We start from the raw sequence: 22,826 nt of genomic DNA, 5'->3' as shown, positions 1-22,826 counted from the left end.
ACTTCACACTGAAATCGCATCCGCAAGGGATGCCGGGACCCTTCAGGCGATGACGCCCAGAATGTCCGATTCCTTCATAATCAACAGCTCTTCGCCATCGACCTTGACTTCGGTGCCCGACCATTTGCCGAACAGGATGCGGTCGCCCGCCTTGACGTCGAGCGGGGTCACCTTGCCGTCGTCGGCGCGGGTGCCGGTGCCGACGGAGACGACTTCGCCTTCCTGCGGCTTTTCCTTGGCGGTGTCGGGGATGATGATGCCGCCGGCGGTCTTTTCTTCGGCTTCGATGCGGCGAACCAGCACGCGGTCGTGCAGAGGACGGAATTGCATGGATATCTCTCCAGAGGTGCAAATGATGTCGTTCTTAGCACTCACAAGGCGCGAGTGCTAACAGGCGGGCATATGGGTGGGAGTCCCATGGGCGTCAAGCGCCCGGGATCAAGTTTTTTGCGTCAGGCCGGAAGCAGGCCGAGACGGGCGCGCATCCGCCAGCGCAGCAGCAGCAACCCGGCGACCAGCACCAGCCCGACCGCCAGCCCGATCCATACGCCGACGCCGGCCCATGGAGTCCAGAAGCCGAGGTAGATCGCGGTGCCATAGCCGCCGATCCAGTAACCGCAGATCGCGATGATCATCGGCGTGCGCGTGTCCTGCAATCCGCGCAGCGCGCCCGCCGCCACCGCCTGCGCGCCGTCGAACAGCTGGAAGGCGGCGGCGACGACCAGGAACTGCAGCGCGAAGCCGACGAGCGCCGCGTTCTTTGCAGCATCGACATCGACATAGATCGACAGGACGAGCGACGGGAACAGCCACATCGTCAGCGCGGTCACGCCCATGAAGCCGATGCCGAGGATCATCGCCGCAGTGCCGGCATGGGCGATGCCGCGGTGGTCGCCCGCGCCATAAGCGAGGCCGACGCGGATCGTCGCCGCCTGCGCCACGCCGAACGGAATCTGGAAGGCCAGCGCCGCGACCTGCAGCGCGATCGTGTGCCCAGCCAGCTGCGCCTCGCCGATGCGGCCCATCAGGAAAGCGGCGCCGGTGAACAGACCCGCCTCGGCCAAAATGGTCAGCGCGATCGGCGCGCCGATGCGCAGCATGTCGAAGAAGCGCGTCCATTCGCTGCGCCACCAGTTGCCGAACAGGTGATAGCGCCGCAGCCGCCGGTCGGACTGGATGATGACGACATAGGCGAGCAGCATCAGCGTGCTGGTGATCACGCTGGATATCGCCGAGCCGTGCAGCCCGAGCGCGGGCATGCCGAGGTTGCCGAACACCAGCATCCAGTTGCCGAGCGCGTTCACGCCGAGCGCACCGAAGGTGATCGCGGTCGCGATCGTCGGGCGGCCGAGCGCCGAGACGAAGATGCGAAGCACGCTCGCCGCGATCATCGGGAACATGCCCCAGAGCAGGATGAGCAGGAAGCCCGCAGCGCGCGCCGACGTATCGGCGGCCTGGCCGGTTGCGAGCATGATCGGTCCGCCCGCCGCGCAAATGCCCATGAAGATCAGCGAGATCAGCGCGCTGAGCCAGAGCGCCATCCGCACCGTGCGCCGCACCTCGCGCACCGCATGTTTGCGGCGGCCAAGCTCGGCGGCGATCAGCGGCGCCGCTGCGCCGACAAGACCCGAGCCGGTCCACAGCAAGAGCCCGAAGATCGACACGCCGAGCGACGAGGCGGCGAGGGCGGCGTCGCCGAGCCGCGCCACGAAGATCACGTCGATCGCATGGACGAGCATCTGCAACAGGTTCGCGGCCGCCAGCGGCCAGGCGAGCGCCAGCGTTGCGCGAAATTCGGCGCGAAGACCCGACGGAACATCCGCGGTCAGGGGGGTAGCGGTCTGCAACACAGCCGGCCCGGATAGTCGCGGGTTGCGGGGGTTTCAATCGGGCGTTGGCGCCGGATCCAAGATTGTCGGCGATGGTGGCATATTGGCCACATTCCGCGATCACCGCAGGCCGGGGTGATAGGGCTCCATCAGATAGATTTCGACGCGCCGGTTCGTCGCGTCGCCTGGGTCGTGGCCGGGCAGCGGTTGCCCCGCGCCTTTGCCGGTCCAGGTCAATGTTCCTTCCGGAATCCCCTTCAGCGCGAGTTGTTCCGCCATTTTGATCGCCATGCCGGAGGCGTCGCGGCTGTTACCGCCCTTCTCCACATAACCCTCGACAACAACCAGCCCCGGACAATTCCTCCACGCGAGCCAGACGCGGTCGACCGTCTGCTTCCATTGCGGTTGCAGATCGGTACGTCCGGGCAAGGCGGCGATGCGATAGGGATTGGTTCCGGGGCACCGCGCGGGCTTGTCCTTTGCCGCCGCCACGGTCGCCGCCCGGGCGGCGTCGGGATCGTTCGGCGCAGCCACGCCTTGGGACGGACGTTCGGACCGCGCGCCGGCGATTGCGCCCTTTTGTGTCTGATCGCTGGTCGTGAAACGATCGAAAAGCGCGATCATCGCGAACAACAGCAGCACGGCGATTGCGACGGTCCAGCCGTGACGATGTATCCATGACGGCGGGGATATGGCGGCGGATTCGGTTGGCGCCGGTATCGGGATGGAGGGCGTCGGCGGCGCGATATCGGCTGCGGGCGCCGCGGCTTGCGCTATCGACAAGGCAGGCTCGGGCCGCATCAGCAGCGCCAGCCGCCGCTTTGCCTTGTCGCGCAGCGGATCGCCAAGGTTGCCCGCAATCCATGCGCGCCAGCAATCGGCGTCGGCCTGCTGTTCACAACCAACATAATCGCCGAGGCCGGGGCGACCGACGAGGCGACCGATGCGGCCGACGACCTGACGCCAGCCTTCGCTCGCCTGCCAGTCCCCATCGGAAGAAACGTCACGATGGTCGAACAGGTCGATCGCCTGGACCGACGCAAATTCGAGCGGCGGCAGGCAATCGTCGAGCCGGATCGCGACCAGCCGGTTCGCCTGACGTCCGGTGCGCGCCTCGGCGCGGATCCAGTCGCTGTCGGCGGCGCGTTCGGACCAGAGGACAAGCACCGCGCCGGCAGCGCGCACTTCGCGCTCGATCTCGCGGTCGAAATCGGTGCCGGGTTCGATATGCGCGTCGAACCACACCGACAATTCCAGATCGACGAGCGCGTTATAGATGGCGACGCAGCGCGGGCGCTCTTCGCGCTTGTAGCTGATAAAGACGTCGGTCATTGCTGCCCTAATGCATCACGCCGTCATTTGCTCCACTGCATCGCCATTTCGACCGCAAAAGCGATGAAGGTCGCGGTCAGCCCGACGACGAAAAGCCGATAGGCATAAGCCAGATAACGATATTTGCGCCGCGCGAGCACGATGCCGTTCTGATAGGTGTCGCGCAGCATCGTCTCGTACAAATCTTCCTCGGTGCGCAGCCGCGCCTTTACCGCCTGGATGAACTCATCCTCTTCCATCTGCTCGAACCGGCCGAAGAAGAGGATGTTGCTGTGATCCTTGCCGTCCTTATAGACCACCGGCGGCGCCTTGCCGACGCGCGGCAGCACCGCCGAAATCGCGAGCAGCGCCGACAGGAAGGAAAAAGTCGCGAGGATCGCGAGCGGGATGGCGAGCGCCCCCGCTCCCGCACGCGCCTGCCCGATCGCGAGGGTGAAGACGACGAAGGTCGCGCCCATCAGGATCGACGCCTTCTGGTCGGCCATTTGCGACAGCGTCATCGTCAACTGCTGGTTGGTGCGCACCAGATGAACCGCGTTCGGCGGAAAGCTGATCGCGGGCGGCGGCGCCGCTTTTGTCTCGCTGACCTTGTCGTCCATCGGCTTGCCCCTGCCATGCCTGTGCGGTGCGACCCGCAGCAGCGATGGCACGTCCGTCCGGCGCGGGCAAGATGCTGCCCGAATCCCGCCGCATTCGCTTGCCAAGCGGGGGACGGCGCGGCATGCCCGCGCGCAAGTTTATTTCCTTAAAGGGACGCACCCATGAGCACCGCCCTCACCGACCAGATCCACGGCCTGATCGAACCGTTCAACAAGAAGGGCGTCGAACTGACCGACGCCACGACCTTTGCCGGCGACCTCGAATGGGACAGCCTGACGGTGATGGATTTCGTCGCGGAAGTGGAAGACACCTTCGACATCATCATCAGCATGAACATGCAGGCCGAGATCGAAACCGTCGGCCAGCTGATCGCCGCGGTCGAAAAGCTGCAGGGCTGATCCGCCGATGACCGACCTCTTCTCGAAATTCGACCCGCTGATCCAGCAGCGCGAGGACCTGCTCGCCACCGGCGTCACCGATCCGTTCAGCCTGGTGATGGAGCGCGTCGTGTCGCCGACCGTCGCGATCTGCAACGGGCGCGAGACGATCCTGCTCGGCACGTACAACTATATGGGCATGACCTTCGACGAGGATGTCATCGCTGCGGGCAAGGACGCGCTCGACAAATTCGGCAGCGGCACCACCGGCAGCCGCGTCCTCAACGGCACCTATCAGGGGCACAAGGAGTGCGAAGAGGCGCTCAAGGAATTTTACGCCATGGATCATGCCATGGTGTTCTCGACCGGGTATCAGGCGAACCTCGGCATCATTTCGACGATCGCCGGCAAGGGCGACTATGTCATCCTCGACATCGACAGCCATGCGTCGATCTATGATGGCTGCGCGATGGGCAACGCCGAAATCGTCGCCTTCCGCCACAATGACGTCGAGGCGCTCGAAAAACGGCTGAAGCGCCTGCCCCCCGAGGCGGGCAAGCTCGTCGTGCTCGAAGGCGTCTATTCGATGCTCGGCGACATCGCGCCGCTCAAGGAGATGATCCGCGTCTCCAAGGAAAATGGCGCGATGGTGCTGGTCGACGAGGCGCATTCGATGGGCTTCATCGGCGAGCATGGCCGCGGCGTCGCCGAGGCGCAGGGCGTGATGGACGATGTCGACTTCATCATCGGCACCTTTTCGAAGAGCGTCGGCACCGTCGGCGGCTTCTGCGTCTCGAACCATCCGAAGTTCGAGATTTTGCGCCTCGTCTGCCGTCCCTATGTCTTCACCGCCTCGCTGCCCCCCAGCGTCGTCGCGACCGCCGCGACGAGCATCCGCAAGCTGATGCACGGGTCGAACAAGCGCGCGCATCTCTGGGAAAATTCGAAAACGCTGCACAAGGGGCTGCGCGATCTCGGCTTCACGCTCGGCACCGAGGAGCCGCAGTCGGCGATCATCGCCGTCATCATGCCCGACCTCGAAAAGGGCGCGATGATGTGGGAGGCGCTGCTCGAGGAGGGCCTTTACGTCAATCTCGCGCGCCCGCCGGCGACCCCGGCGGGCATGACGCTGCTGCGCTGTTCGCTCTGCGCCGAGCATAGCAGCGAGCAGGTCGGCGAGATCCTCGGCCGCTTCGAACGCGCGGGCAAGCGCGTCGGCATTATCGGCTGAACCGAGCGCGCGCGCCGACCAGCGGACTCCTTTTCGGGGCGAGTTGATTTGGCGGGCGGCTGGCGACTCGTTCGCGGCTTTGCGATGCCGCGCTTGTCCGGTAAAAGCATCGGGTGTTCGAGCGGGATTTTGACAGCGAAAGCGACAGTCGGCGGGAGCGGGTCCGCTTCTGGCTGACGATCGGCGTCGGAGCGATCCTGGTCGGGGTCGTCGTCGCCCTCGTCCTGCTCGTCACCCGCGCCAACGACAATTATGACCGCTCGCTCGGCTGGCAGGCGCACAGCCTGGAAGTGATCTCGCAAACGCGCAGCCTCGACGCGGCGCTGGCACGCTCGGAAGCGGCGCTCGGGCGCTTCGCGGTCGGGCTGCAGAAAGAGGATGGCCGCGTTTTCCAGCAGCAATGGGGTCTGGCGCAGCAATATCTGGCCTTGCTGCGGCGCAATGTCCGCGACAATCCCAAAGCCGCCGGTCTGGTCAAGCAGCTGACCACCGAACTCGACCGGCGCGGGGCCCAGCTCGGCGACGCGGCGCTCAGCGCCAATTACCGGCAGACCATCGCCGCGATCTCCAAATATAACGCCGCCGGCCATGACGCGGCGCTGGTCCGCATCGATCGGCTGCTGACCGAATTGATCCGCAATGAGCGGGCGCTGCTCACCGAACGCAACCGCATCGCGGCGGCGGACCGCGACAACCTGAGCCAGGCGATCCTGCTCTTCTCGCTGCTCGGGGCGGCAGCGGCGGTCATTGCGATCGCCGCGACCTTCTCGCTGATCCGCGCCGAGGGCGAACGGCGGCTGGCGCGCCGCGAGCAGCTCGCCGAGAGCGACCGCGCGACCCAGCTCGAAGCCGCGGTCGGCGACCGCACCGCCGAACTCGCGCAGGCGAACCTCGCGCTGCGCAACGAAATGACCGAGCGCGCCGTCGCCGAGGACCAGCTGCGCCAGGCGCAGAAGATGGAGGCGGTCGGCCAGCTGACCGGCGGCATCGCGCATGATTTCAACAATATGCTGGCGGTGGTGGTCGGCGGGCTCGAACTGGCGCAGCGCTGGCTGGTCGAGGCGCCCGACAAGGCGCAGCGGCATATCCACAACGCGCTCGACGGCGCCAACCGCGCCGCCGACCTGACCCGCCGCCTGCTCGCCTTTGCGCGGTCCGAACCGGCGCGGCCCGAAATGATGGTCGTCGACGACAGCATCGCCGCCTTTGCCGAGCTGATCGAACGCACAATCGGCGACCGCATCGCGCTGACCCTCGACCTGCGGACGCCCGGGCTCGCGGCGTGGCTCGACCGCCAGCAGTTCGAAAATGCGCTGCTCAACCTTGCGGTCAATGCCCGCGACGCGATGGAGGGCCATGGATCGCTAACGATCCGCACCGTGCGCGACGAAGAGGATCAGCCGGCGGCGCTCGCAGTGCAGGTGATCGACACCGGCTGCGGCATGTCGCCCGAAGTCCTCGCCCGCGTCTTCGACCCCTTCTACACCACCAAGCCCGCCGGTCAGGGCACCGGCCTCGGCATGAGCCAGGTCTTCGCTTTCTGCCGCCAGTCGGACGGCGAGGTGCAGATCCAGTCGACCGAGGGCCAGGGCACCAGCGTCGCGATGCTGTTGCCGGTGGTCCAGCAGCCCCAAGCCCTGCCGCCCGAAATCGCCGCATCGCCGGTAACCGCGAGCGAGACGGCCAGCGAGGCGCTGCATATATTGGTGGTCGAGGACGACCCGCGCGTGCTCACCGCGACGGTCGAGGCGGTCGAGGAGCTCGGCCACCGCGCGGTCGCATGCGGCGACCCGCGCGACGCCGAGGCGCTGGTCGAAAAGCACGGCTTCGACCTCATCCTGTCCGACGTGCTGATGCCCGACCTCACCGGCCCCGAACTGGTCGCCGGGCTCAAACAGCGCTGGCCGGCGCTGGCGGTGTTGTTCGTGACCGGCTTTGCCGGCGACGCGAGCGAGGTCGCCAGCTTCGGCGACCATGATGTGCTGCGCAAACCCTTTACGCTGACCCAGCTCGAACAGGCGATCCGCCGCAGCAGCGACCCGCGCCCGACGGAGAAGATCGCGGCGTTCGGTTAGGGGCGTCTGGAAAGCGCTCTGCTAGCCGAGCCGTCACATTGCCGCTACGGGCAGGCAGCCAGCGTGACGGAATTGGTAGACGTATCGCTACAGCGATCCCGGCAACGGGTGCGGGTTCGATCCCCTGCCGCTGGCAACTTCTGAGACCGGGCTTTGCTCGGACCGTCCTCTATTTTCGTTCGCGCCGAGCAAAGTCGAGACGCCCCGAAGGCGTGCGTTGCTGGGGGTATCTCGACTTCGCTCGACGCGAACGGGATTTGTGGTGCTCTTTCGGCCGCAACCGCCCTACCGGATCGCCCCGCTCCGCATCAAACGCGGCACCAGCGTCAGCGCCGCCACCAGCGGCCAGCGGCGTTGCCAGGGCTTGATCTCGATCTTCGTTCCGGCGTGGCGGTTGATCTTCCACGCCAGATAATCGATCCCGCCGGCATAGGTCAGGCTGGCCTTCGCCAGACGGACGACGCTCAGCGCCTTGCCCTCGGCACGGCGGCGCAGCCAGCCGCCGCTGCGCGCGCCCATCGGAATGGCGGCGATCGCCGCGTTGCTGAAGCGCCGGTAGCGTTCGGGGTCGGCGTCGACCACCGACTGCGCCCGGCTCTTGCGTTCGGCGCGCAGTTCGGCCGAATAAGTGAGCGCGAAGGCGCGGCGCCACCAGTCGAGCGGCTCCTCGCCATCAATGGCGCCAGCGGCGGCGAGCAGGGTCGGTGCGGCGCGCGCCACGGCGGCGATGGCGCGGTCGGCGGCGGTGTCGTCGACCGCCCAGGCGAGCCGCGACGGCTGGGCGAAACGCGCCCACACCGACACGTTGCGCGTCTCGGCTCCGTTGAGGCGGTCGAAATCCCCCTCGCTCAACACCGCATATTTGGCGATCAGCCCGTCATGCTGGAAGGGAAAGACGTTCGGCGGAATCAACCGGTTCGCCGCCGCCATCCAGCGCCGGTCATAAGCGTCGCTGTAATCCGACACGATCAGGTAGAAATCGAGCATCAGCCCGTCGAGCTGCGTCTCACGCAGGCAGCTGCCGTAAAACAGCACCGCCCGCGCCGACCCGGGATATTCGGCCGCCAGCGCCGCCGCCATCGCCCGCGCGCGCGGATCGACAGGAAGCGCCAGTTCGGCGCGGACCAGATCGGTCAGGCGCTCCGCCATGACGACGCTCAGGCGGCGAGACGCAGGAAGGGAACCGGCTGCGTCGAGGTCAGGACGATCGGACGCCCCGAATTGGCCACGAAGATCTCGCCGTCAAGAATGACATTGGACCGCTCGCCCTCGATGCGGATTTCATCGCCCTGCTGGAAATGCACACCTTCGAGATGGTTCTGGCCGAGCGTCCCGCGAAAGGTGGCGCCGAGCATGCGGAACAGCGCGCCGGCGCCGCGCTCGACCGCGAGCAGCTTCATCTGGCCGCGCGGCCCAGGACTGTCGTTGGTGCGGATGCTGAGCAGCAGCTTTTCGAGCGTGGTGACGATCAGCAGCGAGAATTTGCCATGGAGTTCGCCCTGGCGGATCAGCGACACGACCATCGGCTGCGGCTTGGGCGGCAGGCGGCCGCCGCCGATGCCGAGCAGCATCGCGAACAGGCCGAGGATCGCCGCCAGCACATGCGACAACCCGTTGGGCAGACCGAGCGGATAGATGCGGTTGCGGCAATAGAGCATCACGTCGGCGAGATAGGCGCCGCCGAGGAACATGCCGAGCACCGGGCGCTCGTCGCCGCCGCTGTTGAGCGCGATCAGCTGGCGCTGGATGACATGATCCTCGATCCGGCCGCTCTCGACAAGCTCGATCACGCGCTCGAGCGCCTTCAGCGGATCGCCCTCGGCGCCAAGGTCGAGCGCGATCAAATTGGTCTTGCCGTTGGGCAGCACCGCGACCGGCGGCGGCGAACCGCCGAAATAGTCGCCCGAATAGAGCTCGGTCAGCGCCGCCTGAACGGTGCCGTCGCCGCCGTTGACGACGATGATGCGTGGGCTGACCATCGCAATGGTGCGGATCGCCTCGCCGATCTGGTCGACGTCCTCGACCTCGTAATGGAAAATGTCCGGGTGCGCGGCGCAGATTTCGCGAACACGCGGCAGCAGGGCGCGGTTGCCCGTCGAGCGTGGATTGGAAAGGAGCGCAACGCTGGACATAGATCCTTACATATATTTCATGCTGATCGAGATCGTCTTCGGCGCATCGCCGACCGCAAACGCCGTCTTCTTGTAGCTCGGCTTGCCGAGGTTGAAGATGTTGATGCTCGGGTTGTTCGACATGCCGCCACCGTCCGAGGACAGGTCGGTCTTGCCATTGCCGTTGACGTCGTGACGCACCGCGATGCCATAGCTGCCCGCTGCGGGAAGCGGCACGCAGACGGTCATCGATCCGGCGCGCGCGGCGACCTCGGTGCGGGTCACCCAGCGGCCCTTGGCCAGCCAGTCGGCGGATGTGGCGCGATAGCTTTGGATACGGAGCCTGCCGCCGCCGCTCTTGATACCGCTGATCTGAACGAGGGTGGACGGCCCGCTCTTGCATTTCGACAGATCGTTCGACAGGACCTGCCCCTCTGCCTGGGCCGGTCCCGAGACCGCCAGCAGAATGATACAGAGTGACGTCGATACAAATTTCGACATGACGCATTAGCTCCCAGTGGCTATAGCCATGCCAGCCAGAGCCGGCACGGGTCCCTGTCGCCCTTGAATCGGCATATCGGAATCATTTGCGGCCAAATCATGGTGATGGGGCGACGAAAGCTTGAATAGATTGCCCGCCATCGACCGCTACATCGCGCGTCTCATCTTCTTCCCCATGCTCGGCACGCTCGTCCTGTCGGCCATGCTGCTGGTGCTCGAGAAGATGTTGCGGCTGTTCGATTTCGTCGCGACCGAGGGCGGCCCGGTCAGCGTCGTGTGGAAGATGCTCGCCAATCTGATCCCCGAATATCTCTCGCTCGGCATTCCGATCGGTCTGATGCTCGGCATTTTGCTGGCGTTCCGCCGCCTTGCGACGTCGAGCGAACTCGATGTTTTGAAGGGCGTGGGCATGAGTTTCGGGCGGCTGCTGCGCGTGCCCTATGCCTTTGCGATCGCGCTCGCGCTGCTCAACCTGGCGATCGTCGGCTTCATCCAGCCCTATGCGCGCTACGCTTATGAAGGGCTGCAGTTCGAATTGCGCTCGGGTGCGCTCGGCGCGTCGATCAAGGTCGGCGAATTCACCAATCTCGGCTCGCGCATGACGCTGCGCATCGAGGAAAGCTCGAACGAGGGCCGCAGCCTGCGCGGCATCTTCGTGCGCGGCGAGCAGAAGGACGGCCAGAGCGTGTCGGCGACCGCAGCGGCCGGCCAGTTCCTCGCCACCGACGACCCCGACACGATCATCCTGCGGCTGACGCGGGGCGTGCTGATCCACGAATCCCCGAAATTCGCGGTGCCGCGCGTCCTGACCTTCGACAATCACGACCTGCCGATCCCGCTGCCCAAGATCGACGCCTTTCGCACTCGCGGCGGCGCCGACCGCGAGCTGACGATTCCCGAGCTGTTCGTCGTTGGCAAGGATGCGCGCGAGCCCTTGTCCACGCGGCTCGAATCGCGGGCGAATTTCCATTTCCGGATCGTCGAGGTGATGTCGATGTTCCTGATCCCGCTGATCGCGATCGCACTGGCGATCCCGCCCAAAAGATCGACCTCGTCGCTCGGCATCTTCCTGTCGATCGTGCTGCTGGTGACGCAGCACAAGATCAATGAATATGCCGAGGATCTGGGCGCGCGCGGCGGCGTCGACCCGCTGATCGCCTTGTGGGTGCCGTTCCTGCTGTTCGCGGCGCTGGCGATCTGGATGTATCACCAGACCGCGCATGTGCCGGGCGGCCAGCCGATCGGCGCGCTCGAACGCGTCGCAGCGAAGGCGGGCGAGCGCCTCCGCGGGCTGGTCAAGCTGTTCCAGCGCAAGCCGCGGCCCGCGCTGCAGGCCGCCGAATAATGCACCAGCTCTCCTTCTTCCCGTCGCGCACGATGGCGCTGTATGTCGGGCGGCTTTTCCTCGTCCGCACCTTCGCGATCCTGTTCGCGCTGGTGCTGATCCTCCAGACGCTCGACCTGCTCGGAGAGAGCGGCAAGATCCTTGCGGTTCCGGGCAATGGCGATGCCGAGGTGTGGCGCTATGTCGGCATGCGCATCCCGCAGATCGTCGAGACCTTCCTGCCCTTTTCGGTGCTGCTCGGCACGATCCTGACGCTCATCACGCTGAACCAGAACAGCGAGGTGATCTCGATGAAGGGCGCGGGCATGTCGGCACATCAGGTGCTGGCGCCGCTGTTCCTCGCCTCCTTCCTCGTCGCCGGGATCAGCTTCGCGTTCAACGAACGCATCGTCACGCGCTCGGCCGCCGCGCTCGCCGCCTGGCAGAAGGTGCAATATGCGCAGGTGCCGATCGACAATGGCGTGCGCAGCAACATCTGGGTGCGCGCCGGCGACGACCTGATCAACGCCGCGACCGTGCAGACCGGCGGCCCCGTCGTGACGCTGGGCAAGGTCACCATCTATGAACGCACCGGCGGCATATTGTCGTCGATCCTGTCGGCCGACAGCGCGCGCGCGGTCGCCGGCGGGTGGGAGCTCACCAACGCCAAGCGCTTCATCCGCCGGTCGGGCACGCTCCAGCCGCTCGGCACAATCATCGCGGCCAAGGGCGTCGCGCCCGACCAGTTCACGCTGGCACAGGTCAAGGGCGACCAACTGCCCTTCCTCGAGCTCAAGCGGGCGATCGACGATCTGGAAGCGGCGGGGCGTCCGGTCGACGCGCTGAAGGGCGTGCTCTGGCACAAGATTTCGGGACCGCTGTCGGCGATATTGATGCCGCTGCTCGGCGCGGTCGCGGCGTTCGGGCTGGCGCGCTCGGGCAAGCTGTTCGTGCGCGCGATTTTGGGGATGGCGCTCGGCTTCGCCTATTTCGTCGCCGACAATTTCGCCCTCGCGATGGGCGACCTTGGTGCCTACTCGCCGTTTCTGGCGGCGTGGGGGCCGTTTATCCTGTTCGCGCTGATCGGCGAGATGATCCTGATACGGACCGAGGAATAGTCCTTATGCCGTCTCGGCAGCGTCGGTCATTGGTCGTTGATTTCAGACTGGTCGCGTCGCTCGTGACGATCGTCGCGCTTTCCGGGTGCGTGAAAAGTCCGATCAGCGCGCCCTCCATCCCGGTCGTTACGGTAGATGCCCTGCGCGAAGCGCCCGAAGCATGGGACGGCAAACAGGTGCGAGTCACCGGCTGGCTGACCTACGGATTCGAAAATATGAATCTTTATGCCTCGCGACAGTCGGCATGCAGCGTGCGTGGCGACACTAGTGTCATCGGGGCGATTACCGGAAAGCTGCTCAAACCCGGCACAATGCGGCAGGGCATCTTCGAAGGAAGGTTCAGCAATTATTACGGCGTGATGCATAACGATGAGATCGTCGTCAGCACAGGACATGCATCGCCCGGACCACTGAAAGACATACTGGTCGTCCAATGGACCTCACGACCCGAGCCAGTGTGCGATTAGAAGCCTCAGTCGAGCGACGGATTCTCAGGCCGCAGCCCCGCCCCGCGCCGAACCCTGTACCAGCCGCACAACCAGCCCGGGCAGGCCGTCGTAATTCGCGCCATGATATTGCGAATCAGCGGGCAACGCGTCCTTCAGACGGCGGTGCGCCTCGGGCAGCGCGTGGTACGGCACGCCCGGCAGCAGATGATGCAGCGCATGGTAACGCAGCCCGACCGGCGCCCACAATTCGGGCAGCAGCCCCGGCGGCGGCACGTTGACGCTGTCGAGGAACTGCGCGGTGACGGTCAACTCGCCGCCGTCATTTTCCCACAGATGCGCGACGAGCGTGCGGATCTGGTTGAACACCAAGGTCGTCGCGGCGATCGCGCCGAAGATCAGCAGCGCGCGCAGCGGGATCCAGCCGAGGACGCCCGCGACGATCAGCAAGGTCGACCAGGCCCAGGCCCCGCCTTCCTGCCAGGCCCATTGGCGGCGGAACTCGCCCTCGGGCGGGCGGCGGCGGAACAGCGGGTTGATGATCAGCCCCGAATAACGCTCCATCACCAGCTTGCGCAGCGGCGGGATCAGGAAGGACAGCGGCGTCAGCACCGCGAAGCGGAAGACCAGCGCGATCGGCGCAAAGGCCGCAACGACGACAAACAGAGGCACCGTCCACGGCTTCATCAACGCGAGCGGCAGATATTCGGGATCCTCGACCGTCCCATATTTGGTGCGGTTGTGGTGCAGGCTGTGGATGCCTTCGTAAAGAAAGGACGGGATCAGCATCGGCACGCCGACGAGCGCATTCCACGCGAGGCGGAAACCCGGCAGCGCATTTTTGCGGATATGGGTGAGTTCGTGGATGAAGCTGCCCGCGCGATAGAGCGCCAGCACCGCGACCAGCGCCGCAGCGAGCATCCAGCCGGTCGAGGGCGCGAGGATCGCCCCGGCGACGCCGGCATAGCCGAGCAAGGTCGAGACGAGAAAATCGGTCCAATAGATGCGCGCGCTCGGGGTCACCAGGTCGCGCGTCAGTTCGGACGCCGCACGCAGCATCGCCTTGTCGTCGGCGATCGCCGATTTGGGGATCTTCGCCGCACCGGACACGAAGGGGGTCGCGATCCGATCGGCGGGGGGATTGATCGTCGTCATATCCATGTCTTCACCATGATTTCATGGCAGCAAAATGGCCGAATGCGGGTCGCCAGCGCCATCGTCATGCCCTAATGCCTCGCCACAGATATAGGACACATCGTTCAGGAAACCAGTCATGGCCGCACATCATCAGGGCCCCGTCACCATCCACCCGGTCAAGACCAAGGCCGACACGCGCGAATTCGTAGAGCTCGCCTATCGCCTCAACCGCGGCGATCCGGCGTGGGTGCCGCCGCTGAAGGGCGAGGCCTATGCGCTGCTCACCCCGGGCAAAAATCCCTGGTTCGAACATGGCAAGGCGCAATTGTTCACCGCGCGCCGCGATGGCCGGACGGTCGGGCGCATCTCGGCGCATATCGACGACCTCGCGCTCGCCCAGCCGGTCGAACAGGGCATGGGGCCCGGCACCGGCAATTGGGGACTGCTGGAGGCCGAGGATGCCGAGGTCACGCGCGCGCTGCTCGTCACCGCCGAGGATTGGCTGCGCAGCCAGGGCATGCATCGCTCGCTCGGCCCGCTGTCGATTTCGATCTGGGACGAACCCGGGCTGCTGATCGAGGGGTTCGACAATCCGCCGACGGTGATGATGGGGCACAACAGCCCGCTCTATCAGGCCTGGATCGAGGCCGAGGGGTATCGCCCGGTCAAACAATTGTTCAACTATGACCTGCCCGTCGAGGACGGTTTCCCGCCGCTGGTCAACCGCATCGTCGCGGCGGGCGAAAAGAACGAGCGCATCCGTATTCGCCGGGTGAACAAGAAGAATTTCCACGCCGAAGCGACGCTCATCATGGGGCTGCTCAACGACGCCTGGTCGGACAATTGGGGCTTCGTCCCGCTCACCGACAGCGAGATCGCCTTTGTCGGCAAGAAGCTCAAGACATTGGTGTTCGAGGATTTTGTCCGCGTCGCCGAAGTCGATGGCGAACCCGTCGCCTTTATGATCGTGTTGCCCAATATCAACGAATTGCTGATCGACATGGAGGGATCGTTGCTGCCCTTCAACTGGGCGCGATTGCTGTGGTGGCTGCGGAAACCCAAGAGCCGGACGTTGCGCGTGCCGTTGATGGGGGTCGCCAAGCAGCTGCAGAACAGCCGCATGGCGAGCACGCTCGCCTTTATGATGATCGAGCTTATCCGCCGCGACGCGGTCGCGCATTACGGCACGAAACGCGGCGACCTCGGCTGGGTGCTCGACGACAATCAGGGCATGAACGCGGTCGCCAAGGCGATCGATGCCAAGGTCAACCGCGTCTATCAGATTTACGACAAACCGCTGACCTGAGTCCCCTCGCCACGCCCCTCCCCCTCGTGTAGCCTCTTCGTCGTGGGGCCGGAGGGGACAGACGATGTGCCGGGCGATGATGTATCTGGGCGAGCGGGTGACGCTCGACGACCTGCTGTTCAAGCCCGATAGCAGCCTCGTCAACCAGGCCTATATGCCCAAGATGCTGCACATGCTGAACCTCGCGGGGTTCGGGATGATGGCGTGGGACGCCGCGTCGCACGTCCCGCACGAACCGCATCGCTACCGCTCGCCCTCGCTGCCGGTGTTCGACGGCAATTTGAAATCGCTGGCGGTCAAGACGCGCGCCGAATGCGTGATCGCGCATGTCCGCGGCGTCGCTTACTCGACGACGGTCAAGGTCAGCGAGCAGAACACCCACCCCTTCCACTTCCCCGGCGCCGCGGTCGCGATGGCGCATAATGGCGACATCTATCGCATCGGCGAGATGAAGGGCACGTTGATGCCCGACATCGACCCCGATTTGCTCGCCCAGATATCGGGATCGACCGACAGCGAATGGGTCTATGCGCTGCTGCTGTCGCAGCTCGCCGACTGGCGCGCCGAGCCCGGGGGCGACGCGCTGATCGCGGCGGTTCAGGCGACGGTCGACATATTGGAACGCGCGCGGCGCCACCATGGCATCGCCATCTCGTCGAGCTGCAACCTGTTCCTGACCACGGGGCGCCAGATCCTCGGGCTGCGTCACTGTTTCGACTTCGGCCATTACCGCACCGGATCGCCCGACCAGGTCCATGAGGCGAACATGAATTTCCTGTCGATGTGGTTCACCACCGGCCGCGACTACGGCCTCCACGATGGCGAGTGGCAGATGGTCGGCGGCGAGGAGGAGCCGCGCGCGATCATCGTCGCGTCGGAGCCGCTGTCGTCGAACAGCGCGACGTGGATGCCGGTCCCCGAATATGCGATGCTCCACGCCGCCATGGACGGCGATAGGCCGAAGTTCCGCGTGGTGCCGCTGGCGCGGTGAGGCGAATACCGACGCCCCAATGGCGCGCCAATCCAAAGAAACTACTCGTCGAAAATGGAGTGGCGAGCGCCGCTAGGGATCGATCTGATAGAGGTCGAGATGATAAGGCTCGGCCAACACTACCAGATCGCCCTCTTCTGAGAACGATGCCGCGAACCAGTCGCCGGACAGTATCGGAAATTCTATTGTATTTCGTGTCTCGCCCGTGGCGTAATGCAAATGCAGGACGTCAGCGCGAGGATCGAATTCATATGAGATCGTCGATCCGCCTGTTGTCAGAATCGGTGCCGAGTCTTCACGGCCCCAGCCTACAAAGTCTGATCTGGCGGCGATTTCGTATGGCGCATGACTGGTGGGCTCAACGCTAACCGAGACGCCGATGACGACTTCCCATACTTCATCGTGATCGCAAACCAAGAAGCCCTGATTTCTAGGTATCGTAAATCCGATCAGCCGCTCGGACGGTATCGATAGGTCTATTCGCCTCATCGTTCCCCACAGAACATGATATTGGCCTTCGCAGATCCAAAGGCGGAACGCCTTTCGTCAGAAATGAAAATCCGGCAATTCCGCCAGCGCAATCCCCAGCGCCTCGGCCCAGCCGTCAGCGACGCTTTCGAAATAGGGGTCGTTGCGCTCGAAGCGCCGCTCGCGCACGGTGGTGAAATCGTCGCGCTCGTGGATCTTGAGGTCGATCGGCAGGTCGACCCCGGCGTTGGCGCGGATCGTCGAATCGAACGAGACGCAGAGCAGTTTCACCGCATCCTCGAACGACATCGCGGGGTCATAGGAGCGCACGATGATCGGGCGGCCATATTTGGTTTCGCCGATCTGGAAGAAGGGATTGTCCTCGCCCGCCTCGATGAAATTGCCCTCGGGATAGATCATGAACAGGCGCGGTTCAGCCCCCTTGATCTGGCCGCCGACGATCAGCGAGGCGCGAAAGGCCGAGGCCGCCGCCGGCCCCTCGGCATTGTAGCGCATGACGATCTGACGCAGCGTCTCGCCCACCAGGGTCGCGACCTGGAACATCGACGGCGCGGCGAGGATCGACGGGTGGCGATCCTCGGGCGCCTTGGTGCGTTCGTCGAGCAGGCTGACCACCGCCTGCGTCGTCGCCAGATTGCCTGCCGACATCAGGGTGATGACGCGCTCGCCCGGAACGTGCCAGCTGCGCATCTTGCGGACCTGCGCGATGTCGTCGACGCCCGCGTTGGTGCGGGTGTCCGACATGAACACCAGTCCCTTGTTCAGACGCATCCCGACGCAATAAGTCATTTTAGATTCGGCCCCCCAAAACTGCCCGCTATCGCTTATTGCTGCACCTGCAATTGGACAACCAGATTTTCTTGCGCTGCACCATAGCGCATCCCGCGCACCGGCGCCGCATCGTGATAATCGAGCCCCGTCGCGACGCGGATATAGCGCCGGTCGGGCGAATGGCCGTTGCTGACGTCGAAGCCGACCCAGCCGATCGCGTCGAAATGCGCCTCGGCCCAGCCGTGCGTCGCATCCTGCTGCGTGCGGTCGTTCATCATCAGATAGCCCGACACATAGCGCGCCGGATGGCCGAGGTGGCGCATGACCGAGATGAAGATATGCGCATGATCCTGGCACACCCCGCCCGCCCCGCCGAGCGCCTGTTCGGCGGTCGTCTCGGCGCCGGTAACCCCGATGCTATAGGGTAGTTTCTGAAGGATCAGCGCCGACAGCGCATGGGCGCGTTCGATGTCGGAGGCGAAATCGCGCTTCATCTCGGCCGCCAGCGCGCGGACGTGCCGCCCGGCGCGGGTCAGCGGGGTCGGGCGCAGGAAGGTCCACAGCGGCATCGCGCCGCGATGGACGCCGATCACCCCGTCCCAGGTGATCAGTTCGACCTCGCCGACGCAATGGATCACCAGCTCGCGCGCGCCGCTATCGACCGCGACCAGGTCGACGCCATTGCCATGATGGTCGGTGTAGTGGAGCTGGTTGGTGCCGCCGCTGATCTCGACCGCCCAATGGTGGATCAGTTGCTGCCCCGGCCGCTCTTTGGGGGTCAGTTTCAGCTGCTGCAGCGCATAGCTGACCGGGCTGTCATATTCATAACGGGTGGTGTGTTCGACGCGCAGGCGCATGACCTTAAACCCTAAACCACAAATCGGTAGTCGCGCTCGATCTGCTGCGCGAGCGCGGCATTGGCGCGGAGGAAGTCGGTGATATATTCGTGCAGGCCGCCATCGAAGATCGCCTGGATCGGCCCCGCCAGCTTTTTCTGGTGCAACGCCTCGACCAGGTGGCCGGCCTCGGTCTCCTCGCCATAGCCGCGCTGCAGCCAGCCTATATTGTCTTGCATCTTCTGCGCGCAAAAGGCCAGGCTGCGCGGCATCTGTTTATAGAGGATCAGGAATTCGGCGATCTTCAATGCGCTGATCTCGGTCCCATAAAGCCAGTGATAGGCGCGATGCGCCGACACCGAACGCAGGATCGTCTCCCACTGCACATTGTCGATCGAGGTGCCGATATGCGCGACCGAGGGCAGCAGCAGATAATATTTGACGTCGAGAATGCGCGCGGTGTTGTCGGCGCGTTCGAGGAAGGTGCCGAGGCGCGCGAAATTATAGCCGTCGTTGCGTAGCATCGTACCCGAAAAGGCGCCGCGCACCTGCGCGCTTTGCTGGCGGATCGCCGAGAGGACGTCGGGCAGATCGTCGTCGCGCACCTGGCGCTTGAGCAGGCTTCCCAGCGTCATCCAGCTGGTATTGACCGCCTCCCACACCTCGCGCGTCAAATAGGTGCGCGCGGTGCGGGCATTGTCGCGCGCCTGTTTGACCACCGACAATATGCTCGACGGGTTGTGCGTGTCGCGGAGCATGAAGTCGACGACCTTCGCCGAGCTATATTCCTGCCCCGTCGCGGCATAGGCCTGATTCGATCCCGCGGTAACGAGGATCGATTTCCATTCGGCCCTGGCGGTGCTCGACCGGGTCAGCGCGATGCGGAACCCCGCGTCGATCAGCCGGGCATTATTCTCGCTGCGTTCGAGATAGCGTGCCATCCAGAAGAGGCTGCCTGCGGTTTTGCCCAGCATCAGTCTTCCAGCACCCAGGTGTCTTTCGTGCCGCCGCCCTGGCTGCTGTTCACCACCAGCGACCCCTTGGTCATCGCGACGCGGGTCAGGCCGCCGGGGGTGATGGTGACGCCTGCGGGCGACATCAGCACGAAAGGCCGCAAATCGACATGACGCGGCGCGAGGCCGCTCTTGGTGAAGATCGGAACCGTCGACAGCGAGAGCGTCGGCTGCGCGATATAGTTGCGCGGGTTCGCCTCCAGCTTGGCCCGGAAGGCGGCGATCTCCTTCTTGCTCGCGGCGGGACCGACGAGCATCCCGTAGCCGCCCGACCCATGGACTTCCTTGACCACCAGCTCGGGCAATTTGTCGAGCACCTCGCGCAGATGCTCGGGCTCGCTGCAGCGCCAGGTCGGCACATTGGGCAGCAACGCCCGTTCGCCGGTGTAGAATTCGATGATGTCGGGCATGTAGCTGTACAGCGCCTTATCGTCGGCGATGCCGGTGCCCGGCGCATTGGCGATGGTGATCCCGCCGGCGCGATAGACGTCCCAGATGCCGGGCACACCAAGCACCGAATCGGGACGGAAATTGAGCGGATCGAGGAAATCATCGTCGACGCGGCGATAGAGGACGTCGATCGGCTTGTATCCCTGCGTCGTGCGCATCGCGACACGCCCGCCGACGACGCGCAGGTCGTGGCCCTCGACCAGTTCGGCGCCCATCTGGTCGGCAAGGAAGCTGTGCTCGAAATAGGCGCTGTTGTGGATGCCCGGGGTCAGCACCGCGACCGTCGGCGTGCCCTCGCACATCGGCGGCGCGCAGGCGCTGAGCGAACGCAGCAGGTTGATCGGATAATCGCTGACCTCGCGCACCGGCACCTTCGCGAACAGCTCGGGAAACATCTGGAGCATCGTTTCGCGATTTTCGAGCATGTAGGACACCCCCGACGGGGTGCGCGCATTATCCTCGAGCACGTAAAATTCATTGGCCCCGGTGCGGACGATGTCGGTGCCGCTGATATGCGTATAGACGCCGCCCGGCGGGTCCATGCCCATCATCATCGGCAGGAAGGCCTCGTTGCGCGAGATCAGCTCGACCGGGACGCGACCGGCGCGGAGGATCTCCTGGCGGTGATAGATATCGTAGAGGAAGGCGTTGAGCGCGCGCACCCGCTGTTCGATGCCGCGCGAGAGGCGGCGCCACTCGCTCGCCGAGATGATCCGCGGCACGACGTCGAAGGGGATCAGCCGTTCGTCGGCGTCTTCCTGGCCATAGACGTTGAAGGTGATGCCGGTGGTGCGAAAAAACGCCTCGGCCTGCTGCGCCTTGCGGTGGATGCGCGCGGGTTCCTCGGCGTCGAACCACTCGCAAAATTCTTGATAGGGCGCTCGTGTGTCGCCCCCCTGCCCCTGCATTTCATCGAAGAATTGAATGGAGCCAGCCCTTTCCACGCAACATGCCTTAGCCCGCCGCAACCGATCGCGGCGCTCCCTTGTTCCAGCTGCTGCGCGCCCGTCGGCTGCGTGGCCGCCAAGCTTGTGGGAGCGATGCTAGCACTCCGGCACGGGAAGGCAAGATGGGTAAAAGGCCTCAGAAACCAAAGAGCAGGCGGATCGCGACAAAACCCACCAGCAAGGCGGTCAACCGCCGGATCAGCACCGCCGGTCCGGTCTTCACCGCGATCTGCGTCCCGATCGCGCCGCCGATCAGCACCGCGATCAGCAGCGGCCAATGGTCGGCGACCGCATGGAGCATCTCGCCGCCCTTGCCCTTGATGAGCTGGCCGGTCAGCCCGAACAGGCTGTTGACGAGGATGAACAGGCTGGCGGTCGCCGCGACGCTGCGCGCCTCGGCCCAGCGCACGAGGTGGAGGATCGGCGCGAGGAAGATGCCGCCGCCGATGCCGACGACCCCGGCGAGATAGCCGAGCCCCGCCGCGACCGGCAGCAGCAGTTTCGGCGACAGATTGACCGGCTTCGCGGTCTGCGGCTGCACCATCAGCGCGATCGCCGACGCCAGCAACGACAGGCCGAGCAGGATGACAAGCACGCCCTGTTTGACCGGAGTCAGCCCGCCAAGAAAGGCGAGCGGCGCCGCCACGGCGATGAGCGGCAGCGCCTTGGCCCAGGGCATCGCTCCCGAGCGCGCGAAGCGGATGGTGCCGCCGGTCACGACGATGACATTGCACGCGAGGCTGATCGCCGGGACGAGTCCCACCGCGACCCCGCCGAGCAGCAGCAGCGCGGTATAGGTCGACCCGCCTCCGAACCCGACCGCCGCATAGAGCAAGGCGGTGAAACCGAACGCGATTGCCAAGCCTGCCATGAAATCCCCCTTGCCTCTCGGCCTAGGCCATATACAGCGAAATACAGCTTTGCCAGTCCGAAGGATCCCGCGACCATGCCCCGCGCCGCGCTTTTCGCCCTGTTGCTATCGGTCGCCGCGCCCGCGATCGCGGCGGACCCCGCGCCCTGCCCCGCGCCAGCCGACCTCGGCGCGACGCCCTATGCCGGCTGGACCGCAACCGACGGCGATGCGACGGCGGTTGCGGTCGGCACGCCGGTCACCCTGCCGCTCGCGGATGGAGCGGCATCGCGAAGCCTGACGATCGCAACCGCCGGACGTTACGGCGTCGCGGCGGGCAGCAAGGTGTGGATCGATCTCGTCGCGAACGGGGCCACGCAAACCTCCATCGAGCACGGCCACGGCCCTCAATGTTCGGGCATTCGCAAGATCGTGTGGTTCGACCTCACGCCGGGGACCTATGAGCTGGCGCTGAGCAAGGGGGAGGCCGCCAGCGTGCGCGTGCTGGTGGTGCGGGCGCCGTAGCGGGGCCATTTCCTTTCGCCGATTGCCGCTTTGGGGTAGGGCGCGGACGTGGCTCTCCCCTCCCGCAGGCGGGAGGGGTTGGGGGTGGGCCAGCAGCGTTGCGGTCTGCCCACCCCGCTGCGACTAGGGCGCAAGCGCCCAAGTCTCGCTGCCCCTCCCGCCTGCGGGAGGGGGTCAGCTCGATTGTTCAACGTCGCCTTCCGCCCCAAACCAGCCCCTCACGCCGGCTTCAGCAACCCGCCAAGCGCCGCCAGCTCTTGCTCCGCCGCCGCAACCGCTGCCGCCTCGCCCCGGCGATAGGCGGCCAGCACCGCCCGCGCATCCTCGCTGAGCTGCGCGCCAGCGCCGGGCCGCGTCTCCACCAGCGGCGCCGCGAAGCAGCCGTTCATTTCCTCGACCAGCAGCCAGGCGCGGCGATAGCTCATGCCGATCGCCCGCGCCGCCGCCGAAATCGAGCCATGTGCGTCGATCGCACCCAGCAGATCGGCCTTGCCCGGCCCCATCGCAATGGCGTCGCCGAGCCGGATGCGCAGCCGAAGCTCGATCCGGCCGGCGTCCGTCATCACA

At 65.4% G+C, this 22,826-nt stretch carries 24 protein-coding genes and 1 pseudogene; 10 read left to right on the top strand and 15 right to left on the bottom strand.

The window, feature by feature from the left end; translation table 11 throughout:
- Nucleotides 1-42 precede the first annotated feature (42 nt).
- The 4 genes from groES to ACREB7_RS02285 all read right to left on the bottom strand — a co-directional run bounded on the left by groES (nt 43) and on the right by ACREB7_RS02285 (nt 3,760).
- Complete coding sequence (gene groES, locus ACREB7_RS02300) at nt 43-330, bottom strand: co-chaperone GroES (protein ID WP_037514464.1); 288 nt, start codon at nt 328-330, stop codon at nt 43-45.
- 122 nt (nt 331-452) lie between these two features.
- On the bottom strand, nt 453-1,850 hold the full coding sequence (locus ACREB7_RS02295) for an MATE family efflux transporter (RefSeq protein WP_431590692.1): 1,398 nt from the start codon (nt 1,848-1,850) through the stop codon (nt 453-455).
- A 99-nt stretch (nt 1,851-1,949) separates the two neighbouring features.
- Nucleotides 1,950-3,161, bottom strand: a complete 1,212-nt coding sequence (locus ACREB7_RS02290; RefSeq protein ID WP_431590691.1) for a TIR domain-containing protein — start codon at nt 3,159-3,161, stop codon at nt 1,950-1,952.
- Nucleotides 3,162-3,184: 23 nt separating this feature from the next.
- The gene (locus tag ACREB7_RS02285) at nt 3,185-3,760 is read right to left on the bottom strand and encodes a Pycsar system effector family protein (RefSeq protein ID WP_431590690.1); all 576 of its coding nucleotides are present in this window, start codon (nt 3,758-3,760) and stop codon (nt 3,185-3,187) included.
- Nucleotides 3,761-3,922: 162 nt separating this feature from the next.
- Here ACREB7_RS02285 and ACREB7_RS02280 point away from each other — a divergent pair, with 162 nt between their 5' ends.
- The 4 genes and pseudogenes from ACREB7_RS02280 (at nt 3,923) to ACREB7_RS02265 (ending at nt 7,580) form a co-directional block, all read left to right on the top strand.
- On the top strand, nt 3,923-4,159 hold the full coding sequence (locus tag ACREB7_RS02280) for an acyl carrier protein (protein ID WP_077148728.1): 237 nt from the start codon (nt 3,923-3,925) through the stop codon (nt 4,157-4,159).
- 7 nt (nt 4,160-4,166) lie between these two features.
- Entirely contained in the window at nt 4,167-5,369 is a 1,203-nt protein-coding gene (gene spt, locus ACREB7_RS02275; RefSeq protein ID WP_431590689.1) for a serine palmitoyltransferase, read from the top strand.
- Between the two features lie 113 nt (nt 5,370-5,482).
- Entirely contained in the window at nt 5,483-7,444 is a 1,962-nt protein-coding gene (locus ACREB7_RS02270; RefSeq protein ID WP_431590688.1) for an ATP-binding protein, read from the top strand.
- Nucleotides 7,445-7,501: 57 nt separating this feature from the next.
- Nucleotides 7,502-7,580 (top strand): annotated as a pseudogene (locus ACREB7_RS02265).
- Between the two features lie 149 nt (nt 7,581-7,729).
- Here the strand turns inward: ACREB7_RS02265 and ACREB7_RS02260 are convergent.
- The 3 genes from ACREB7_RS02260 to ACREB7_RS02250 are packed head-to-tail and all read right to left on the bottom strand — an operon-like array spanning nt 7,730 to nt 10,056.
- Nucleotides 7,730-8,593 carry a hypothetical protein gene (locus ACREB7_RS02260; RefSeq protein WP_431590687.1) on the bottom strand — a complete coding sequence of 288 codons (864 nt, stop codon included), beginning with the start codon at nt 8,591-8,593 and terminating at the stop codon, nt 7,730-7,732.
- An 8-nt stretch (nt 8,594-8,601) separates the two neighbouring features.
- Nucleotides 8,602-9,576: a diacylglycerol/lipid kinase family protein gene (locus ACREB7_RS02255; RefSeq protein ID WP_431590686.1), complete on the bottom strand. Its 975-nt coding sequence runs from the start codon at nt 9,574-9,576 to the stop codon at nt 8,602-8,604.
- Nucleotides 9,577-9,582: 6 nt separating this feature from the next.
- Nucleotides 9,583-10,056: a DUF2141 domain-containing protein gene (locus ACREB7_RS02250; RefSeq protein WP_431590685.1), complete on the bottom strand. Its 474-nt coding sequence runs from the start codon at nt 10,054-10,056 to the stop codon at nt 9,583-9,585.
- 121 nt (nt 10,057-10,177) lie between these two features.
- On the opposite strand from ACREB7_RS02250, the gene lptF reads away from it, so the two are divergent.
- From lptF to ACREB7_RS02235, 3 genes are read left to right on the top strand one after another with little or no spacing between them, the layout of a single operon-like run.
- The gene (gene lptF, locus ACREB7_RS02245) at nt 10,178-11,401 is read left to right on the top strand and encodes an LPS export ABC transporter permease LptF (RefSeq protein WP_431590684.1); all 1,224 of its coding nucleotides are present in this window, start codon (nt 10,178-10,180) and stop codon (nt 11,399-11,401) included.
- Nucleotides 11,401-12,498 carry an LPS export ABC transporter permease LptG gene (lptG, locus tag ACREB7_RS02240; protein WP_431590683.1) on the top strand — a complete coding sequence of 366 codons (1,098 nt, stop codon included), beginning with the start codon at nt 11,401-11,403 and terminating at the stop codon, nt 12,496-12,498. Before lptF ends, lptG begins: the two co-directional genes overlap by 1 nt.
- A 29-nt stretch (nt 12,499-12,527) precedes the next feature.
- Nucleotides 12,528-12,965 carry a hypothetical protein gene (locus ACREB7_RS02235; protein WP_431590682.1) on the top strand — a complete coding sequence of 146 codons (438 nt, stop codon included), beginning with the start codon at nt 12,528-12,530 and terminating at the stop codon, nt 12,963-12,965.
- A 24-nt stretch (nt 12,966-12,989) separates the two neighbouring features.
- On the opposite strand, the gene ACREB7_RS02230 is transcribed toward ACREB7_RS02235, so the two are convergent.
- Nucleotides 12,990-14,099, bottom strand: a complete 1,110-nt coding sequence (locus ACREB7_RS02230) for a fatty acid desaturase family protein (RefSeq protein ID WP_431590681.1) — start codon at nt 14,097-14,099, stop codon at nt 12,990-12,992.
- A 118-nt stretch (nt 14,100-14,217) separates the two neighbouring features.
- Between ACREB7_RS02230 and ACREB7_RS02225 the strand changes: the two genes are divergently transcribed.
- Together ACREB7_RS02225 and ACREB7_RS02220 are read left to right on the top strand one after the other, a co-directional pair.
- Nucleotides 14,218-15,387 (top strand): N-acetyltransferase, encoded by a 1,170-nt coding sequence (locus ACREB7_RS02225; protein WP_431590680.1) that lies wholly within the window; start codon nt 14,218-14,220, stop codon nt 15,385-15,387.
- Nucleotides 15,388-15,451: 64 nt separating this feature from the next.
- Entirely contained in the window at nt 15,452-16,378 is a 927-nt protein-coding gene (locus ACREB7_RS02220; protein WP_431590679.1) for a class II glutamine amidotransferase, read from the top strand.
- A gap of 72 nt (nt 16,379-16,450) precedes the next feature.
- On the opposite strand, the gene ACREB7_RS02215 is transcribed toward ACREB7_RS02220, so the two are convergent.
- From ACREB7_RS02215 to ACREB7_RS02190, 6 genes are all read right to left on the bottom strand, one after another.
- A complete protein-coding gene (locus tag ACREB7_RS02215) occupies nt 16,451-16,867 on the bottom strand; it encodes a hypothetical protein (RefSeq protein WP_431590678.1) in 417 nt (138 codons plus the stop codon).
- Nucleotides 16,868-16,924: 57 nt separating this feature from the next.
- Entirely contained in the window at nt 16,925-17,656 is a 732-nt protein-coding gene (locus ACREB7_RS02210) for a peptidase (RefSeq protein WP_431590677.1), read from the bottom strand.
- 35 nt (nt 17,657-17,691) lie between these two features.
- Entirely contained in the window at nt 17,692-18,495 is an 804-nt protein-coding gene (locus ACREB7_RS02205) for a transglutaminase family protein (protein ID WP_431590676.1), read from the bottom strand.
- A gap of 11 nt (nt 18,496-18,506) precedes the next feature.
- Nucleotides 18,507-19,448 (bottom strand): alpha-E domain-containing protein, encoded by a 942-nt coding sequence (locus ACREB7_RS02200; RefSeq protein ID WP_431590675.1) that lies wholly within the window; start codon nt 19,446-19,448, stop codon nt 18,507-18,509.
- Nucleotides 19,448-20,845, bottom strand: coding sequence for a circularly permuted type 2 ATP-grasp protein (locus ACREB7_RS02195; RefSeq protein WP_431590707.1), 1,398 nt, complete (start codon nt 20,843-20,845; stop codon nt 19,448-19,450). Before ACREB7_RS02195 ends, ACREB7_RS02200 begins: the two co-directional genes overlap by 1 nt.
- A 175-nt stretch (nt 20,846-21,020) precedes the next feature.
- A complete protein-coding gene (locus ACREB7_RS02190) occupies nt 21,021-21,755 on the bottom strand; it encodes a sulfite exporter TauE/SafE family protein (RefSeq protein ID WP_431590674.1) in 735 nt (244 codons plus the stop codon).
- 75 nt (nt 21,756-21,830) lie between these two features.
- Here ACREB7_RS02190 and ACREB7_RS02185 point away from each other — a divergent pair, with 75 nt between their 5' ends.
- Nucleotides 21,831-22,259, top strand: coding sequence for a hypothetical protein (locus ACREB7_RS02185; protein ID WP_431590673.1), 429 nt, complete (start codon nt 21,831-21,833; stop codon nt 22,257-22,259).
- A gap of 218 nt (nt 22,260-22,477) precedes the next feature.
- Here ACREB7_RS02185 and ACREB7_RS02180 read toward each other — a convergent pair whose 3' ends face one another.
- On the bottom strand, nt 22,478-22,822 hold the full coding sequence (locus ACREB7_RS02180) for a winged helix-turn-helix domain-containing protein (protein ID WP_431590672.1): 345 nt from the start codon (nt 22,820-22,822) through the stop codon (nt 22,478-22,480).
- Nucleotides 22,823-22,826: the final 4 nt, after the last annotated feature.

Origin of the sequence: Sphingopyxis sp. (genome assembly GCF_050725615.1) — a bacterium.
GTDB lineage: Bacteria > Pseudomonadota > Alphaproteobacteria > Sphingomonadales > Sphingomonadaceae > Sphingopyxis.
The sequence above is the reverse complement of the archived record's forward strand: the minus strand, read 5'-3'. Positions and strand labels throughout refer to the sequence as shown.

Bases quoted from the DNA above. Each gene is read 5' to 3' on its own strand.
- ACREB7_RS02185 (WP_431590673.1), top strand. From the start codon at position 21,831: ATGCCCCGCGCCGCGCTTTTCGCCCTGTTGCTATCGGTCGCCGCGCCC.
- ACREB7_RS02225 (WP_431590680.1), top strand. From the start codon at position 14,218: ATGGCCGCACATCATCAGGGCCCCGTCACCATCCACCCGGTCAAGACC.
- ACREB7_RS02250 (WP_431590685.1), bottom strand. From the start codon at position 10,056: ATGTCGAAATTTGTATCGACGTCACTCTGTATCATTCTGCTGGCGGTC.
- ACREB7_RS02230 (WP_431590681.1), bottom strand. From the start codon at position 14,099: ATGACGACGATCAATCCCCCCGCCGATCGGATCGCGACCCCCTTCGTG.
- ACREB7_RS02190 (WP_431590674.1), bottom strand. From the start codon at position 21,755: ATGGCAGGCTTGGCAATCGCGTTCGGTTTCACCGCCTTGCTCTATGCG.
- ACREB7_RS02280 (WP_077148728.1), top strand. From the start codon at position 3,923: ATGAGCACCGCCCTCACCGACCAGATCCACGGCCTGATCGAACCGTTC.
- ACREB7_RS02195 (WP_431590707.1), bottom strand. From the start codon at position 20,845: ATGCAGGGGCAGGGGGGCGACACACGAGCGCCCTATCAAGAATTTTGC.
- ACREB7_RS02210 (WP_431590677.1), bottom strand. From the start codon at position 17,656: ATGACTTATTGCGTCGGGATGCGTCTGAACAAGGGACTGGTGTTCATG.
- ACREB7_RS02215 (WP_431590678.1), bottom strand. From the start codon at position 16,867: ATGAGGCGAATAGACCTATCGATACCGTCCGAGCGGCTGATCGGATTT.
- ACREB7_RS02180 (WP_431590672.1), bottom strand. From the start codon at position 22,822: ATGACGGACGCCGGCCGGATCGAGCTTCGGCTGCGCATCCGGCTCGGC.
- ACREB7_RS02200 (WP_431590675.1), bottom strand. From the start codon at position 19,448: ATGCTGGGCAAAACCGCAGGCAGCCTCTTCTGGATGGCACGCTATCTC.
- ACREB7_RS02260 (WP_431590687.1), bottom strand. From the start codon at position 8,593: ATGGCGGAGCGCCTGACCGATCTGGTCCGCGCCGAACTGGCGCTTCCT.
- ACREB7_RS02220 (WP_431590679.1), top strand. From the start codon at position 15,452: ATGTGCCGGGCGATGATGTATCTGGGCGAGCGGGTGACGCTCGACGAC.
- ACREB7_RS02285 (WP_431590690.1), bottom strand. From the start codon at position 3,760: ATGGACGACAAGGTCAGCGAGACAAAAGCGGCGCCGCCGCCCGCGATC.
- groES (WP_037514464.1), bottom strand. From the start codon at position 330: ATGCAATTCCGTCCTCTGCACGACCGCGTGCTGGTTCGCCGCATCGAA.
- spt (WP_431590689.1), top strand. From the start codon at position 4,167: ATGACCGACCTCTTCTCGAAATTCGACCCGCTGATCCAGCAGCGCGAG.
- ACREB7_RS02205 (WP_431590676.1), bottom strand. From the start codon at position 18,495: ATGCGCCTGCGCGTCGAACACACCACCCGTTATGAATATGACAGCCCG.
- ACREB7_RS02255 (WP_431590686.1), bottom strand. From the start codon at position 9,576: ATGTCCAGCGTTGCGCTCCTTTCCAATCCACGCTCGACGGGCAACCGC.
- lptG (WP_431590683.1), top strand. From the start codon at position 11,401: ATGCACCAGCTCTCCTTCTTCCCGTCGCGCACGATGGCGCTGTATGTC.
- ACREB7_RS02290 (WP_431590691.1), bottom strand. From the start codon at position 3,161: ATGACCGACGTCTTTATCAGCTACAAGCGCGAAGAGCGCCCGCGCTGC.